The sequence below is a fragment of the Flammeovirga sp. EKP202 genome (assembly GCF_014534745.1).
Taxonomy (GTDB): Bacteria; Bacteroidota; Bacteroidia; order Cytophagales; family Flammeovirgaceae; genus Flammeovirga.
In genome coordinates, this window is record NZ_JACVVP010000030.1 from 77553 (window position 1) to 91175 (window position 13623).

The following is a 13623-nucleotide window of genomic DNA, read 5'->3' on the forward strand; positions in this document are numbered from 1 at the left end:
GTAAAAATTCAACATACCAACACAAATAACTATGAATAGTCTAAAGGATATTTCAAAACTGCTAATGACAACCATTTTCACCTTTGTTTCTTTTTTGGGAGTAGCTTCAGAGGGAGATGATGAAGAAATTTATATCAATAAGAGAGCCTATGGTACAGCAGCATTCTCATTTCAGCCCAACGGTACAGTACAATATGTTTTAGATTATTCTGATGGTAGTTATTATGAGTATGAAGGAACTTACACCACTTCTAAAGGTCAAATTAAAGTAATGCTTGAAGAGGGACATGGTGAAAATTCGGCTGGAATTAAAATGGATCATTTAAATCCTCAACGACCTGATATTAGGTTAATCTTAGAGGGAGACTTATTAATTGATACTGCCTATGGGAGTAAGGCAGTGTTCCATTTAATGCCTTCAAGACCTTCAAAGTAGCTCCCATTTTTCTTTATTTAACTTCCTTTAATTACCTGCGAATCAATAATAAGGTAATTTTGTAACGGAATTGATTATTTTTGAGTAATCTATAAATAAGTTTTGAGTCTTATTGACTAGAATTAAATAACACAAATTTTACAGGAATGAAACTAATAAAAATCGCATTTATAGCATTATTAAGCTCATTATCACTTTCAGCTTTTGCACAATCATATCCATTTGAAAATCAATTGGTATTTACTCAAGCAATGAATGGTAATGTAATAGAGTATCCTAAAGTGACATTAATGATTGGCGATCAATCTACCTTAGGCGCTAGAGTAGTAACAGAAGAAGATGCTGGAACTCAGTATATGTTATGTGATTTTACCAATAATAAATACTTGATCTTAATGCGTCAGTTTGGTCAAAAGATTGCTATCGAATCTCCTGTAGATCCATCAAAAGTAGATGTTTACGGTATCAACTCTGTTAAAGCTAAAGAAAACAAAAGTATTTCTAAAGAGATCTTAGGCGAGAAATGTCGTGTTTATGAAGGAGAAAAAGACGGGCAAAAAGTATTGATCTACATCGGTAAGTTATCTGTACCTGCAAAAGGATTAGAAGAATTGACTAAAGTAGTGACTAAGGAAGTGGGAATAAAACTTTCAAAAGGTGAAATGCTACTTGGATTTAGCTTTATTGACGAAGCAAAAAATCAAAGAATGGACGTTCAAGCAACTCGAATTGTAAGCAAAAAATACAATTTATCAACAGCCGGATATACAACAATGAGTACAAGTGGATTTGGTTTTTAGGAACTGAATTATTTAAGAATATTATTAGAGTGCAGGTGAAAGCTTGCACTTTTTTATTTACACTTTTCAAGTGCCTAAAGAAAGAAGGGGACTATTTTATTCCACAAATAAAAACGGAGCTGTTATAACTAACAACTCCGTCTATATATTTTAATCTAGGACTAAATTAGATCACACCGTATGCTAATAAAGCATCAGCAACTTTCACGAAGCCACCGATATTTGCTCCTTTCACATAGTCAACCCATCCGTCTTCTTGACCATATTTCATACATTTAGCATGGATTTTCTTCATAATACCTTGAAGCTTCTCATCTACTTCTTCGAAGCTCCACTGTAAACGCATTGAGTTTTGTGTCATTTCAAGACCTGAGATTGCCACACCACCTGCGTTGGCTGCTTTACCAGGGCCGTACATGATTTGGTGTTTTTCAAATACTTTCACAGCCTTGTTTGTTGATGGCATATTGGCACCTTCACAAACTAGGATACAACCGTTGGCCATTAAAGTTTCAGCGTCTTTTTCGTCTAACTCGTTTTGAGTAGCAGAAGGGAAAGCTAAGTCAGTTTTTACACCCCAAGGTCTTTCACCTTCAGTGTATGTAGCACCAGGATATTTCTTAGTGTATTCACCTAAAGAAACACGATCTACATTTTTCAACTGTTGGATATGAGCTAATTTCTCCGCATCAATTCCATCAGGATCATGTAAGAAACCGCCACGGTCTGAAACTGTAAGAACAGTCGCACCTAATTGAATTAATTTTTCAACAGTGTATTGAGCCACGTTACCCGACCCAGATACTACCGCTTTTTTACCATTGAAATCATCATTTCTAACGGCAAGCATTTCTTTCGCGAAATAAACTGAACCATAACCTGTTGCTTCAGTTCTTGCATTTGAACCACCAAATGCTAAGTTTTTACCTGTAAGAACACCTGTGTATTCGTTAGCAATACGACGGTATTGACCGAACATAAAGCTTACTTCTCTACCGCCAACACCAATATCGCCGGCAGGAACGTCTGTATCCTTACCAATATATCTGTAAAGTTCTGTCATAAAAGCTTGACAGAATCTCATAATTTCTGCTTCTGATTTTCCTTTAGGGTTGAAGTCAGAACCACCTTTTGCACCACCCATAGGTAGAGTCGTTAAAGAGTTCTTTAATACTTGCTCAAAACCTAAGAATTTTAATGTACCTAATGATACAGATTTGTCAAAACGAAGACCACCCTTATATGGACCAATAGCACCGTTAAATTGTACACGGTGACCTCTGTTTACACGAATGTTGCCATCATCGTCCATCCACGTTACACGGAAGCTGATCACTCTGTCTGGCTCTGTCATACGCTCCAAAATAGAGGCGTCTAAGTATTTGGGGTTTTCGTTGATGAATGGAATTAATTTCTCTGCCACTTCCTCCACGGCCTGGTGGAATTCTGGTTGTCCAGGATTTCTTCTGATTAAACCCTGCATGAAGCTATTTAATTCGAGCTTTTGCATTTAATTATAGGTTAGTAATTAATATAAGTAATATAATATGTGTTTATTGCTAGAGCGTGTGCAAGACATCACTTTAGTGGAGAAATACCTCTCACAAGTAAGCTGGTTATTTTGATTAATGGACTTACAAATTCAGGTTATTCATTTCAAAGTTTTGTCCTTTACAGACTCTTGTCAAGGTCGACTTTACATGATAATAAAGTGATATCATCAGCATAAGCCTGGTGACCTTTGAAAGTGTTTAGGAGTGCAATAAGATTCTTATGCATTTTTTTCTGGTCGTATTGAATATTTGCATCCAAGAACTCTAATAATTTGTCATCTCCTAGTTCTTCGTCTTCGTCATTATAGGTTTCAGTAAAACCGTCAGTGAATCCGAAAATGAAGAACTTTCGCAAGTTATTAATTTCTCCAACTTCAATGAAAGGTAATTTTGTAAAAGACCCCAAAATTGTTGTACCTTCTTCTAAACGAGAGAATTTGTTTTCATTATAGAGGAAAGGAGGGTTATGCCCCGCATTGATGTAATGAATGCATTGTGTATCGGTATCGTACACCATAAAGAAAGCTGTGATGAAATTTTCACCTTGTGCACTTTCTAAAATTTGAGTGTTGGCTTCATGAACAATACTCTCAATATCCATATTTCTTCTGGCTAAAGCACGAATAGTACCTTGGAAATTGGACATTAATATAGCAGCCGGAACTCCTTTTCCTGAAACATCAGCAATAGAGATCAAAAACTTTGTATCCGTCATTTGGATAAAGTCATAGTAATCTCCACCAATGGAGTGGTGGGGCATATAACTTGCATGAATCGAAACCGGCACATCATCACCGTAAGGTAGGTTTCTTGGGAAGAGCATAGTTTGAACTTGTGAAGCGATTTTTAACTGCTTCTTCGTTTCTTTTTGCTTTTCCTCTTTTCTAGCAAGCTTTTTATTTTCAATGGCTACGAGAATAATATTACTCAAGGCTTCCGTAAAGCCTGAGTCATGAAAATCAATATGTTTTTCTGATGCTACCCCAACCAATGCATAGGCTAACACATCATTTTTATGCTTGATTGGAATGATCGTATCAAAATTCTGGAATCCTTCTGGTTTGGTTTGAAGCTTTGATGTTTTTGTATATTCTTCAAACGTTTTTGGAAAACGTTCTGTTAAGTCATGGTCATGATTGCCATAATTAACATAACGCACATGTTCTTGCAAATCCTCATCAAAAACAAATAAAAGAAGATTTGAAACACTCGGGTTAGAGGAAAGTGTTAGTTTATAGATAGTATAAAGATCTTCTTCCGATTTATTAGCATTGATAGCACTTATCGTCTCAAAAAGAGATTCTAACTGCATTTCTTTCAGCATTAATCGTTTATCAATAGGATTCGCCATAGGTATATGAATACAATATTTTTATTTTGAATTAGAATGTGGGTCAAAGGCATCACGAAGCCCATTCCCGATTAAATTAAAGGCCAAAACTGTAAGGCTAATAGCAAGACAAGGGAAAATGATAAGATGCCAATGTCCACTAGGTGTTAATTCTGTTAAACCTTCTTTAATCATTGTTCCCCATGATGGCATAGATGGAGGACCACCCAAACCAAGGAAACTTAAACCTGCCTCAATTAGAATTGCGGATGCAAAATTGGAGGCACATATTACAGCAAGCGGGCTTAAAACATTTGGTAAAATGTGATGCCAAATGATTCTTGTATTAGAATAACCTAAAGCCCTCGCTGCTTCTACATAATCTTTTTGTTTGATCGATAAAATCTGACCTCTGATCACACGGGCCACTTCTACCCACATCGTTAATCCTACAGCGACAAAAGTAACCCATACCCCTTCACTTTGTAAGGCTAAACGAACCGCTACCACTAGCATAATGGCAGGGATAGACCATGTAATAGTCATTAGCCACAATGCAATTTTATCAGTGTAACCACCAAAATATCCACTCATTGAACCTATCAGAATACCAATAGTCAGTGATATAATCAAAGAAATAAAACCGATTGTTAACGATACTCTAGTACCAAAAATTAATCGACTGAGTACATCTCTGCCTATTTTATCAGTACCTAGTATAAAAGTTTTCTTTTCTATGTGTTTACTTTCAAACTCCTTGATCAAGTCGCTTCGGTAAGCTTTCTGAACGTTTTGCCTTTCATTTAAATAAATGGTTGAATCCCCTCTAGTGATATAATTATGAGGTAGGTTCTTGCCAAGAATTTCTGAAGGAGAAGAATAAATTGATTTTACGACTTCTACCAAAGGAAGTCCCATTTCGAGTCGTTTGGTAGTGTGCAGTGACTTTTTTTCTAAACCTGGATATACAACAAAGAAGACGGAGTCTCCAAGTATTTTAGGTGTGCCTATAATTGGAATCTCAAAGAATTTATTTTCCTCTCCGTTTAATAAAATATCAATGACGGATGGTGTATGCACTACTATATCCTTCTTCTTTTTTAGCACATCTACCGTAAACATTGGCGGTTTTTTGGCAGTTTCCAAGAGTCCATCATTGGCAAAGTGTGTACCATCAGGCATGATCAAATAACCCGCAATGGCCATACATGCCAATACAAAAATATAGACAATAGAAATCATGGCAGGAGTATTCCTCCTTAATCTCTTTTTGACAAAGTGTGATGGTGGTTTATGTACTTCGTACGGTGTCATCTATGCTATTAAAAAGAATAAAAGTTAGTGTCTTTATTGAGAATTATGAGCTAACAAGCCTTTCTTGGAGGCAAGATAATACAATGATGAGTATAAATTCTCATAATCTGAAAGTTCAATTTCAATTTCTTCTGAAGGAGAGGAAAAAGAACGTACCCAACCTTTTTCAATCAAACCCTTTAATTCATCTTTTAAAGTATTTTCTTGAAGTGATGTTTCTGAAAGTAAATCTTTGAAACTCACAACAAAATAGAGTTCATCAAGAATGTTGTATTCAATATCAGTCATAAAAAAAAATCTTATTTCAAAAATAATAAATTTGGAAGATTAAGCGCAGGTTTAGAAAAGATTTTTCATTAAAACAGTATTTTAATTGTTATTCTAAACATTATATTTTCTATTCTTCCATGAATACTTAGAAAAAGTAGCTAACAAGCCAATGCTAAATGCATAAAATGGATAAAGAAGTGAGACAAACGGAATCCATTTTAGTAGCTGATTATCAGTTTGCCATCTTAGAATGATCCTATTGAAAAAGTATTCAATGAGTACCCTAATTCCTAAACCCAGGAGCAATATTAACCAATTTCCTGAAAAGAAAATAACAGAGCATAGTGAAGCTAAAAAACTAAAATGTAATAAGAAAATAAAAACAGCACTGAACTGAGGGGATTTATTTTCATAATGTCTCCATTTACTGGCCCATCTTACTCTTTGTTGTATAAACAGATTCAATGTAGCAGGTGGTGGCGTTTTTACAATCGCTTTGGGGGCTTTAATAAACTTTATTTTGGTAGGATCTTCTTTTGCGATTTGATGCATCAAAAATTCATCATCTCCAGTGGGGATATGAATGTGTTTTTCGTAATCGTTTTGTGTGAGGAATGCTTCTCTCTGAAATGTAAGGTTTGCAGCATTACACATATTCGGCTGTTTGTTTATAATCGATGTAGCTCCTGTAAGTATAAGGCTTCCAAACTCAACGGCCATCAGTTTTTGTGAAAAAGAAGAGCTCGGTGAGAATTGAACTGGCCCTGAAAGAAGAGCCGGTTTTTGAAAATAGTGATAATGTGCAATGATGGTATTAATCCAGTCAGGATCATGAATACAGTCCGCATCTGTAGTGATGATTAATTCACTTTGAGCCAATTCAACCCCTTTCCGAATGGCTATTTTCTTACCTTCTTCATCTTTTTCCAAAGAAATAACTTGAAACTGATGAGATGATAATTTTACTTTCTGCTCTAAAAGATTTAGTGTGTTATCTTCAGAATGATCATTGATAAAAATACATTGGAAGTGAGGGTAAGATTGCTTTTGTAATGATTCAAATAAAGCTTCGATGTTCTCTTCCTCATTTCTTAAAGCAATCACAACGGTAACAGAGGTAGTGAAATCCTTGTTCGTTGGAATAGAAATAGAAGTATTCCAAAGGTGCATTAACCTTAACAAATAAAAAAAGTAGAGAATACTCAGTATGAAAAAGAAGAATTCCAATGGATACTTTAATGTTTAATCTTGATGGTGGTTTGATATGTTTTTCATTCAAACTTACAACAAAAATAAATGTCTTATGATAAACAAAACGAATTCTCAATCGTTACTTGTTTCAATAATGTGTTTTTTTGATTTAAGGAGATCGCATTTTTTGTAACTCCCTTTGAAAATTCTACATTTGTCAACACACAACAAATTACACTAAAACAGTACAATTATGTCATTAGAAATCGGACAAGCAGCTCCAGAATTTGAGAGCTTAGATCAAAATGGTAATACAGTAAAACTTTCTGATTTTAAAGGGAAGAAAGTAGTACTTTATTTTTATCCGAAAGACATGACTCCTGGCTGTACTGCTCAAGCTTGTGACCTAAGAGACAACTATGAAAAACTATTGTCTGAAGGTTATGTGGTATTGGGTGTAAGTACTGATTCAGAAGAGCGTCACCAAAAATTTATCGCCAAACATGAGTTGCCATTTCCACTTTTGGCAGACGTAGATCACAAAGTTCACGACCTCTATGGTACTTGGCAATTGAAAAAAACGTTCGGAAAAGAGTACATGGGGACGGTCAGAACCACTTTTATCATCGATGAAGAGGGAATTTTAACGGACATTATTAAAAAGGTGAAGACGAAAGAGCATACTAAACAGATAATTGGTTAAGTTTGCAGTCGGAAAATAATAGTTGGGTGTAAAAACCCAATAAACATATAATAAATAGCTTACATCAAAGAAAGATGGCAGAGATAGCAGAATTGAAAAGAATAGCGTCTCAAGTAAGACGTGACATCGTTAGAATGGTCAACGGTGCAGGAAACGGTCACCCAGGTGGAGCCCTAGGATGTGCTGACTTATTTGTAGCACTTTACTTTAAGCACATGGAACACAACAAGGAGTTCAAAATGGATGCTGTAGGTGAAGATGTTTTCTATCTTTCAAACGGTCATATTTCAGCTGTTTTTTATAGCACGCTGGCTAGAGCTGGTTACTTCCCAGTATCTGAATTGGCTACTCACAGAAAAATCGATTCAAGATTACAAGGTCACCCAACTCCTTATGAGCATTTAGAAGGTGTACGTATGGCTTCTGGTTCATTAGGACAAGGTTTATCAGTTGCTGCAGGTACTGCATTGACGAAGAAGTTAAACAATGACGACAAAATGGTGTATTGTTTAATGGGTGATGGTGAGCAACAAGAAGGTCAAATTTGGGAAGCAGCAATGTATGCCGCTCACAACAAAATTGACAACTTAGTAGGTATCATCGATTACAACAACCGTCAAATTGATGGTGATGTATCTGACGTATTGAGCTTGATCGATATTGAAGCGAAATACAAAGCATTTGGTTGGGAGACTATCGTTGCTGAAGGTAACGACATGGAAAAATTAGATGCTGCATTGACGCAAGCAAAAGAGCTTTCAGGAAACGGTAAGCCAATCATGATCGTAATGAAGACTGAAATGGGCTTCCCAATCGATTATATGGTAGGTACGCACAAGTGGCACGGTGTTGCTCCAAATGCAGAGCAAACTGAAGCAGCTTTAGCTCAATTAGAAGAAACTTTAGGTGATTACTAATCAGTAATTTTCTGAATATAAAAAAGGCTAGGTGATTTTAGAATTACCTAGCCTTTTTTGTTTATTTTTTTCTCGAATAATGTGTTTGAACAATCTGCCCTAACAGTACTTTTGAACTTACAAGTTCGAACTCTAATAGTTTATCTGTTTCACCAAATAATGGGAAACCTCCTCCAAGTACCACTGGAATTGTGGAAATGATGAGATCATCAATTAAGTCTTCCTTTAAAAAGCTTTGAATGACAGAACCACCATCAATATATAGATTCAAGTAATTTTGAGCATAAAGCTTTTCTAATACTTCATTCAAAGTGCCATTAATAATATACACTCTTTCATTAAGATGTTCTGGAATTTCTTTAATGGAAGTACTTAGCACAAACACAGGTTTAGAATAAGGCCATTCACCCCCAAAACTCTTGACCATTTCATAGGTATTTCTACCCATAACTAAAGCATCAATGGAATCCATAAAAGAACTGAACCCCATGTCATCATTATTGGGATTGGGGACGGTTTGTAGCCAGTCCAGTCCTTCATTTTTGTCAGCAATAAAACCATCAATACTAGTGGCGATATAAACTTTGTTATTCATTTCAGTAGTTATTATGTGTTAGGTTATTCAAAAGGGTTAAATAATTTTGTCTTGGTACTAATGTCATAGTTCATACACATAATAACCAATATCTATCATAAAAAAAAGAGACTGTTTAATTAACAGCCTCTATATATTGTTTTAGACGAATTGTTCCATTAAAACATGTGGAATTCCATCTTCCATAAATTCATCACCTTTAACCACAAAACCTTCATCTTCATAGAATTGAGTTGCATAGGTTTGAGCGTGAAGATACATTCTAGTACCTTCTTCAGCAATATCTTCAATTTCAGAAAGACTGGCTTGAAGTAAAGCATTACCAATACCTTGTCCTCTGTAAGATTTTGATACAGCAAAACGACCTAATTTATAACCCTCTTCTGTTTGGAAGAAGCGACAAACACCTGCCGGATGACCATCATCCAAAACTAATAAGTGAAATGCTTTGGGTTCGATTTCATCAAATTCTAAAGAAATATCGATTTCTTGTTCATCGACAAAAACCTCTTTACGGATTTGCATTACTGCAGGCCACCAATCAGAGTCAACACCTTGAAAAATGACAATGGATAATGTATCAGACATTGATAATTAAATTAAGATTTTGAATGGGGCAAATATCGTAAAAGATCTTAGGAATAGATAATCAGTTAAAAAATTAAAACATAAAAAGCCTTCTTGAAATTAGGAGGTCTAAATCAAGAAGGCTAAAAAGGTGTATTTTTTAGAATAGGATTAGTCGTCTAATCCGTACTCGTCGATGTAAGCTAAGATACCACCTTCTAAGTTTTCAAGGTTGGTGAAGCCAAACATGCTTTCAAGAGCTTGAATAGCGTTAGCAGATCTCTTACCGCTACGGCAATGAACGATCACTCTTTTGTCTTTGCTGAATTGTTCTACTTCTTCAACAACAGTAGCCAATGGAATCAAAATTCCACCTAAGTTAGCCTCGTCATACTCGTAGTCTTCACGTACATCTATAAGCTGGAAGTCAGCACCGCTATCCTGTAATTCTTTGAATTCTTCTACAGTAATACTTTTCATAGTTCCCTAATTTAGTTTGTATTCTCGTAATTTTATCAAACCTTTGTGTATTGAACAAATAATCAAGTATAAAAATTACATTCAGTCATGAAAATTGAACTAAATCGAGTAAACGAAGGCGTAAAATTCGAAGCTACCTCAGAAGAAGGGAACTCTTTATTCATTGATGCTGGTAAGGGCAAAATGGATGGCATGGGCGAAGGAAGTGCTTTTAGTCCAATGCAATTAGTTCTAACAGGTGTGGCTGGCTGTGCATGTTTTGACCTGATTCATATTCTGAAAAAACAACGTCAAGTAATCAACGATGTGAAAATTTCAGTAGAAGGTGACCGTGTAGATGCTGTTCCTGCTCCTTTCGAAAAGGTACATGTTCATTTTAAGCTATTCGGTGAAATCAACGAAGCAAAAGCAAAGCGTGCGGTAGAGTTAGCCGTAGAGAAATATTGTTCTGTAGCTGAGATGGTAAAATCAACTGCTACAATTACACATTCTTTTGAAATTATTGCAGAATAAAGCAGTCCTAGAAAGTCTATTGTGTGCGATAACTAGCTTTAATTGCTCTTAAAAAATCACAATGGAAGACTTTATTTTCATTATTAATTAGTAATATTGAAACTTGATTGATAATCAAGTATCTAACTAACAAACTGTATGAGTCAAGAAGAGAAGAAATTTGAAACTATTGCGGTAAGAGCGCAAACACCCCGTTCGCAAAACAGAGAGCACTCTGTGCCCATTTATGCCACTTCAAGTTTTACATTTGAAGATGCTGACCATGCGAATGCTCTATTTTCAGATGAGGTAGAAGGTAATATTTATTCAAGATATTCTAACCCTAACAATGACGAGTTTATTGATAAGCTAGTACAATTGGAAGGTGCTGAAGCTGGTATTGCCACTTCTTCAGGTATGGCGGCCATGTTTTTGAGTATCGCTTCTTTTGTAAGTCAAGGAGATCATATTGTAGCTTCTCGTTCTTTATTTGGTTCTACTCACCAAATCCTAACGCAGTTATTACCAAAATGGGGAGTCACTCATACATATGTTGATATTCATGATTTAGAAGGATTTGATAAAGCGATCACTCCAAATACGAAGATGATCTTTATCGAGACACCTTCAAATCCGGCTTTAGATATTATTGATATTGAAGCTTTAGCGGCTATCGCTGATAAGCATGATGTCATTTTGAATGTAGATAACTGTTTTGCTACTCCTTATTTACAGAATCCTTTGAAATTAGGTGCTCATATTGTTACACACTCCGCAACTAAGTTCATTGATGGGCAGGGTAGAGTGTTAGCAGGTGCTATTCTAGGTTCAAAAGAATTGATGGAGAAAGTGAAATTTATGTCAAGACATACAGGTCCTGCATTATCACCTTTCCATGGTTGGATTCTTTCGAAATCGTTGGAAACATTATCAATCAGAATGGAGAAGCACTGTGAAAGTGCTCACGCTGTTGCTACTGCTTTAGAAGGCCTTTCTGAAGTGGAGTTAGTGAAGTACCCCTTCTTGGAGTCACACCCAGGTCATGAATTAGCGAAAAAGCAAATGAGATTAGGTGGTGCTTTGGTTTCTTTTGAAATAAAAGGTGGTGTGGAAGCTGGAAAGAAATTCTGGAACAGCTTAGCGTTGATTTCTAAGTCATCTAACTTAGGTGATACAAGAACAATTGCAACTCACCCTGCATCAACAACACACTCTAAATTAACGGAGGATGAAAGATTAGCCGTAGGTATCACGCCAGGTCTAATCCGTATTTCAGTTGGTTTGGAACACGTAGATGATATTTTAGCTGATATCAAACAAGCTTTAGCAAAAAGCCAAAGCTAATCATCAGCCTTAAAAATAAATGAGAACACCAATTTGGGAGCTATTCCTGAGTTGGTGTTTTTTATTGCAAATTTATTGAAGCACAAACGCCCCCGCTCACTGTTCGACGTATTAAGCTGTAGGCACTACTCTCTGGCGCAAGTGTTAAGCCGATAGGCGTCACTTGTGTCTAACAATCGGAAAAGTCTCCAGACTTCCGAATCAACTAAACAAATTCCACAAACCCTTTCATCAGTAACTATTGACCATTATTTTGTGGTGTAGGGAGTCAACAGACTCCTTCCAAATATAGGAGTGAGTGGGAGTTATGCTAACAGATAATAATTAAAAAACGCAATAGTTAATTATGACTTTTTTTGTAATACATGAATCAACAGGGGATGAAATAGGAGAAATATTTCCTCAAGCAAAATGTTTAGAATATACTGATAATTATCATAGTCAAAATTCAATCACTAGACTACCGAATTTAAAAATTCCAAGTATAAAACCAGATTTTAACACAGTAATACTCGGTGATAAGGCAAAAAAAACTGATGTTATTAGTAGTGGTTTAATTACCTCTTATAGTTTTATTGTCAATCATAAAGTGAAACGCTTATTAGAACAATTCGTGCTACCTTTGCATGATTTTTATGAAGTAATTTTAAAAAGAAAAAAAGGAAACATAATTGATAATTATTTTGTCCTACATTTTCAAGAGAGTTTTAGTAAATACATTGATTTTAAAAGCTCAATAATTTCAATTCAGACCTTACCTCCTTGGAATATTCCAAACTGGAATTTTAATAAAGAAATTGTTAATCTAGATAGCTATTACGATTTTGAAAAACTTAGTAAAAATGTAGCCGGATAAAAGGATATAGTACCAATACAACTGATATTGAAAAGTGAAATTAACTTGAAGTTGGATTTATTTGTTTTTGATGGACTTCATGATAAAATAATCATTTCTGAAAGGCTAAAAAATGCAATGGAAGAAAATAATATAGTAGGATTTAATTTTAAAAAACTTCCTTTTGAACTGGAAATATAGTATTCCCTTTCTTCAACGTGTTAGTGCCTCCCTGGCTTAACACTTGCGTCAGTTGGGGGGATGTAATTGAAGTATAACAGAAATAATGATTATTATACAAACAAGAGATTTAGAAATTCAACTAGTAAATGACTTATTGAAAAATGAACTGTTTAAAAATTTTGTATACCTAAAAAGTAGACATTTATTAAAAAATAAATACAATGGTTTTTCTATTGTTATGAATCCTAGAATAAGTATCCCAGATACTAATGGAGATGTTTTTATTACTGTACAAGTTAGGTTAGGTGTTAGATATGATATTGTCCATCAATGGTTAGAAAAGTTTGCTAATCAAAATCAAATTAAGGACTTAAGAATAAAAGAAACTCATTATGAGTTTGTAAACAAGACAAGTAGTGATTGGGTAAAGATAAACCGAAATGGAACTGATCTAAAATTAAAACTTGATTTATTGGTAAAACAGATAACAACTCAATTTTTAAATTTTTACGAAAGAAATAATTCCTTGGATAAATATTATTTAACTGAGCTTTCGCTCTTTTAAAATTTTGATTTTTCATTATTTGATTTAAAGTCGATCTTTATTCTATGA

At 35.0% G+C, this 13623-nt stretch carries 16 protein-coding genes; 8 read left to right on the forward strand and 8 right to left on the reverse strand.

Annotated features, from left to right (window positions below):
* The first annotated feature begins 31 nt into the window (after positions 1–31).
* Positions 32–436 (forward strand): hypothetical protein, encoded by a 405-nt coding sequence (locus IC221_RS18060; RefSeq protein WP_188170312.1) that lies wholly within the window; start codon positions 32–34, stop codon positions 434–436.
* A 146-nt stretch (positions 437–582) separates the two neighbouring features.
* Positions 583–1236: a hypothetical protein gene (locus IC221_RS18065; RefSeq protein ID WP_188170313.1), complete on the forward strand. Its 654-nt coding sequence runs from the start codon at positions 583–585 to the stop codon at positions 1234–1236.
* Between the two features lie 166 nt (positions 1237–1402).
* Here the strand turns inward: IC221_RS18065 and gdhA are convergent, their stop codons facing one another.
* From gdhA to IC221_RS18090, 5 genes are all read right to left on the reverse strand, one after another.
* Positions 1403–2746, reverse strand: coding sequence for an NADP-specific glutamate dehydrogenase (gene gdhA, locus IC221_RS18070; RefSeq protein WP_188170314.1), 1344 nt, complete (start codon positions 2744–2746; stop codon positions 1403–1405).
* Positions 2747–2907: 161 nt separating this feature from the next.
* Entirely contained in the window at positions 2908–4140 is a 1233-nt protein-coding gene (locus IC221_RS18075) for a PP2C family protein-serine/threonine phosphatase (protein WP_188170315.1), read from the reverse strand.
* A 21-nt stretch (positions 4141–4161) separates the two neighbouring features.
* Positions 4162–5433 (reverse strand): ABC transporter permease, encoded by a 1272-nt coding sequence (locus tag IC221_RS18080; protein ID WP_188170316.1) that lies wholly within the window; start codon positions 5431–5433, stop codon positions 4162–4164.
* Between the two features lie 33 nt (positions 5434–5466).
* On the reverse strand, positions 5467–5721 hold the full coding sequence (locus IC221_RS18085) for a hypothetical protein (RefSeq protein ID WP_188170317.1): 255 nt from the start codon (positions 5719–5721) through the stop codon (positions 5467–5469).
* 93 nt (positions 5722–5814) lie between these two features.
* Positions 5815–6873, reverse strand: coding sequence for a glycosyltransferase (locus IC221_RS18090; RefSeq protein WP_188170318.1), 1059 nt, complete (start codon positions 6871–6873; stop codon positions 5815–5817).
* Between the two features lie 274 nt (positions 6874–7147).
* On the opposite strand from IC221_RS18090, the gene bcp reads away from it, so the two are divergent.
* Entirely contained in the window at positions 7148–7597 is a 450-nt protein-coding gene (gene bcp / locus IC221_RS18095; protein ID WP_188170319.1) for a thioredoxin-dependent thiol peroxidase, read from the forward strand.
* A gap of 50 nt (positions 7598–7647) precedes the next feature.
* The gene (locus IC221_RS18100; protein WP_256366102.1) at positions 7648–8514 is read left to right on the forward strand and encodes a transketolase; all 867 of its coding nucleotides are present in this window, start codon (positions 7648–7650) and stop codon (positions 8512–8514) included.
* A gap of 61 nt (positions 8515–8575) precedes the next feature.
* Here the strand turns inward: IC221_RS18100 and IC221_RS18105 are convergent, their stop codons facing one another.
* The 3 genes from IC221_RS18105 to IC221_RS18115 form a co-directional block, all read right to left on the reverse strand.
* Entirely contained in the window at positions 8576–9109 is a 534-nt protein-coding gene (locus tag IC221_RS18105; protein ID WP_188170320.1) for a dihydrofolate reductase family protein, read from the reverse strand.
* Positions 9110–9250: 141 nt separating this feature from the next.
* Positions 9251–9697, reverse strand: coding sequence for a GNAT family N-acetyltransferase (locus IC221_RS18110; RefSeq protein WP_188170321.1), 447 nt, complete (start codon positions 9695–9697; stop codon positions 9251–9253).
* Between the two features lie 150 nt (positions 9698–9847).
* On the reverse strand, positions 9848–10156 hold the full coding sequence (locus tag IC221_RS18115; protein ID WP_044204106.1) for a rhodanese-like domain-containing protein: 309 nt from the start codon (positions 10154–10156) through the stop codon (positions 9848–9850).
* A gap of 87 nt (positions 10157–10243) precedes the next feature.
* Between IC221_RS18115 and IC221_RS18120 the strand changes: the two genes are divergently transcribed.
* From IC221_RS18120 to IC221_RS18135, 4 genes are all read left to right on the forward strand, one after another.
* On the forward strand, positions 10244–10669 hold the full coding sequence (locus IC221_RS18120; RefSeq protein ID WP_044204104.1) for an OsmC family protein: 426 nt from the start codon (positions 10244–10246) through the stop codon (positions 10667–10669).
* A gap of 138 nt (positions 10670–10807) precedes the next feature.
* Positions 10808–11992 (forward strand): PLP-dependent aspartate aminotransferase family protein, encoded by a 1185-nt coding sequence (locus IC221_RS18125; RefSeq protein ID WP_188170322.1) that lies wholly within the window; start codon positions 10808–10810, stop codon positions 11990–11992.
* Between the two features lie 346 nt (positions 11993–12338).
* A complete protein-coding gene (locus IC221_RS18130) occupies positions 12339–12848 on the forward strand; it encodes a hypothetical protein (RefSeq protein WP_188170323.1) in 510 nt (169 codons plus the stop codon).
* A 265-nt stretch (positions 12849–13113) separates the two neighbouring features.
* Complete coding sequence (locus IC221_RS18135; RefSeq protein ID WP_188170324.1) at positions 13114–13575, forward strand: hypothetical protein; 462 nt, start codon at positions 13114–13116, stop codon at positions 13573–13575.
* Positions 13576–13623: the final 48 nt, after the last annotated feature.

What these genes read in the sequence shown, in the direction of transcription:
- IC221_RS18135 (WP_188170324.1), top strand. Translation starts at nt 13,114, where the DNA reads ATGATTATTATACAAACAAGAGATTTAGAAATTCAACTAGTAAATGAC.
- IC221_RS18110 (WP_188170321.1), bottom strand. Translation starts at nt 9,697, where the DNA reads ATGTCTGATACATTATCCATTGTCATTTTTCAAGGTGTTGACTCTGAT.
- IC221_RS18090 (WP_188170318.1), bottom strand. Translation starts at nt 6,873, where the DNA reads ATGCACCTTTGGAATACTTCTATTTCTATTCCAACGAACAAGGATTTC.
- IC221_RS18060 (WP_188170312.1), top strand. Translation starts at nt 32, where the DNA reads ATGAATAGTCTAAAGGATATTTCAAAACTGCTAATGACAACCATTTTC.
- bcp (WP_188170319.1), top strand. Translation starts at nt 7,148, where the DNA reads ATGTCATTAGAAATCGGACAAGCAGCTCCAGAATTTGAGAGCTTAGAT.
- IC221_RS18115 (WP_044204106.1), bottom strand. Translation starts at nt 10,156, where the DNA reads ATGAAAAGTATTACTGTAGAAGAATTCAAAGAATTACAGGATAGCGGT.
- IC221_RS18065 (WP_188170313.1), top strand. Translation starts at nt 583, where the DNA reads ATGAAACTAATAAAAATCGCATTTATAGCATTATTAAGCTCATTATCA.
- IC221_RS18085 (WP_188170317.1), bottom strand. Translation starts at nt 5,721, where the DNA reads ATGACTGATATTGAATACAACATTCTTGATGAACTCTATTTTGTTGTG.
- IC221_RS18125 (WP_188170322.1), top strand. Translation starts at nt 10,808, where the DNA reads ATGAGTCAAGAAGAGAAGAAATTTGAAACTATTGCGGTAAGAGCGCAA.
- IC221_RS18105 (WP_188170320.1), bottom strand. Translation starts at nt 9,109, where the DNA reads ATGAATAACAAAGTTTATATCGCCACTAGTATTGATGGTTTTATTGCT.
- IC221_RS18075 (WP_188170315.1), bottom strand. Translation starts at nt 4,140, where the DNA reads ATGGCGAATCCTATTGATAAACGATTAATGCTGAAAGAAATGCAGTTA.
- gdhA (WP_188170314.1), bottom strand. Translation starts at nt 2,746, where the DNA reads ATGCAAAAGCTCGAATTAAATAGCTTCATGCAGGGTTTAATCAGAAGA.
- IC221_RS18080 (WP_188170316.1), bottom strand. Translation starts at nt 5,433, where the DNA reads ATGACACCGTACGAAGTACATAAACCACCATCACACTTTGTCAAAAAG.
- IC221_RS18120 (WP_044204104.1), top strand. Translation starts at nt 10,244, where the DNA reads ATGAAAATTGAACTAAATCGAGTAAACGAAGGCGTAAAATTCGAAGCT.
- IC221_RS18130 (WP_188170323.1), top strand. Translation starts at nt 12,339, where the DNA reads ATGACTTTTTTTGTAATACATGAATCAACAGGGGATGAAATAGGAGAA.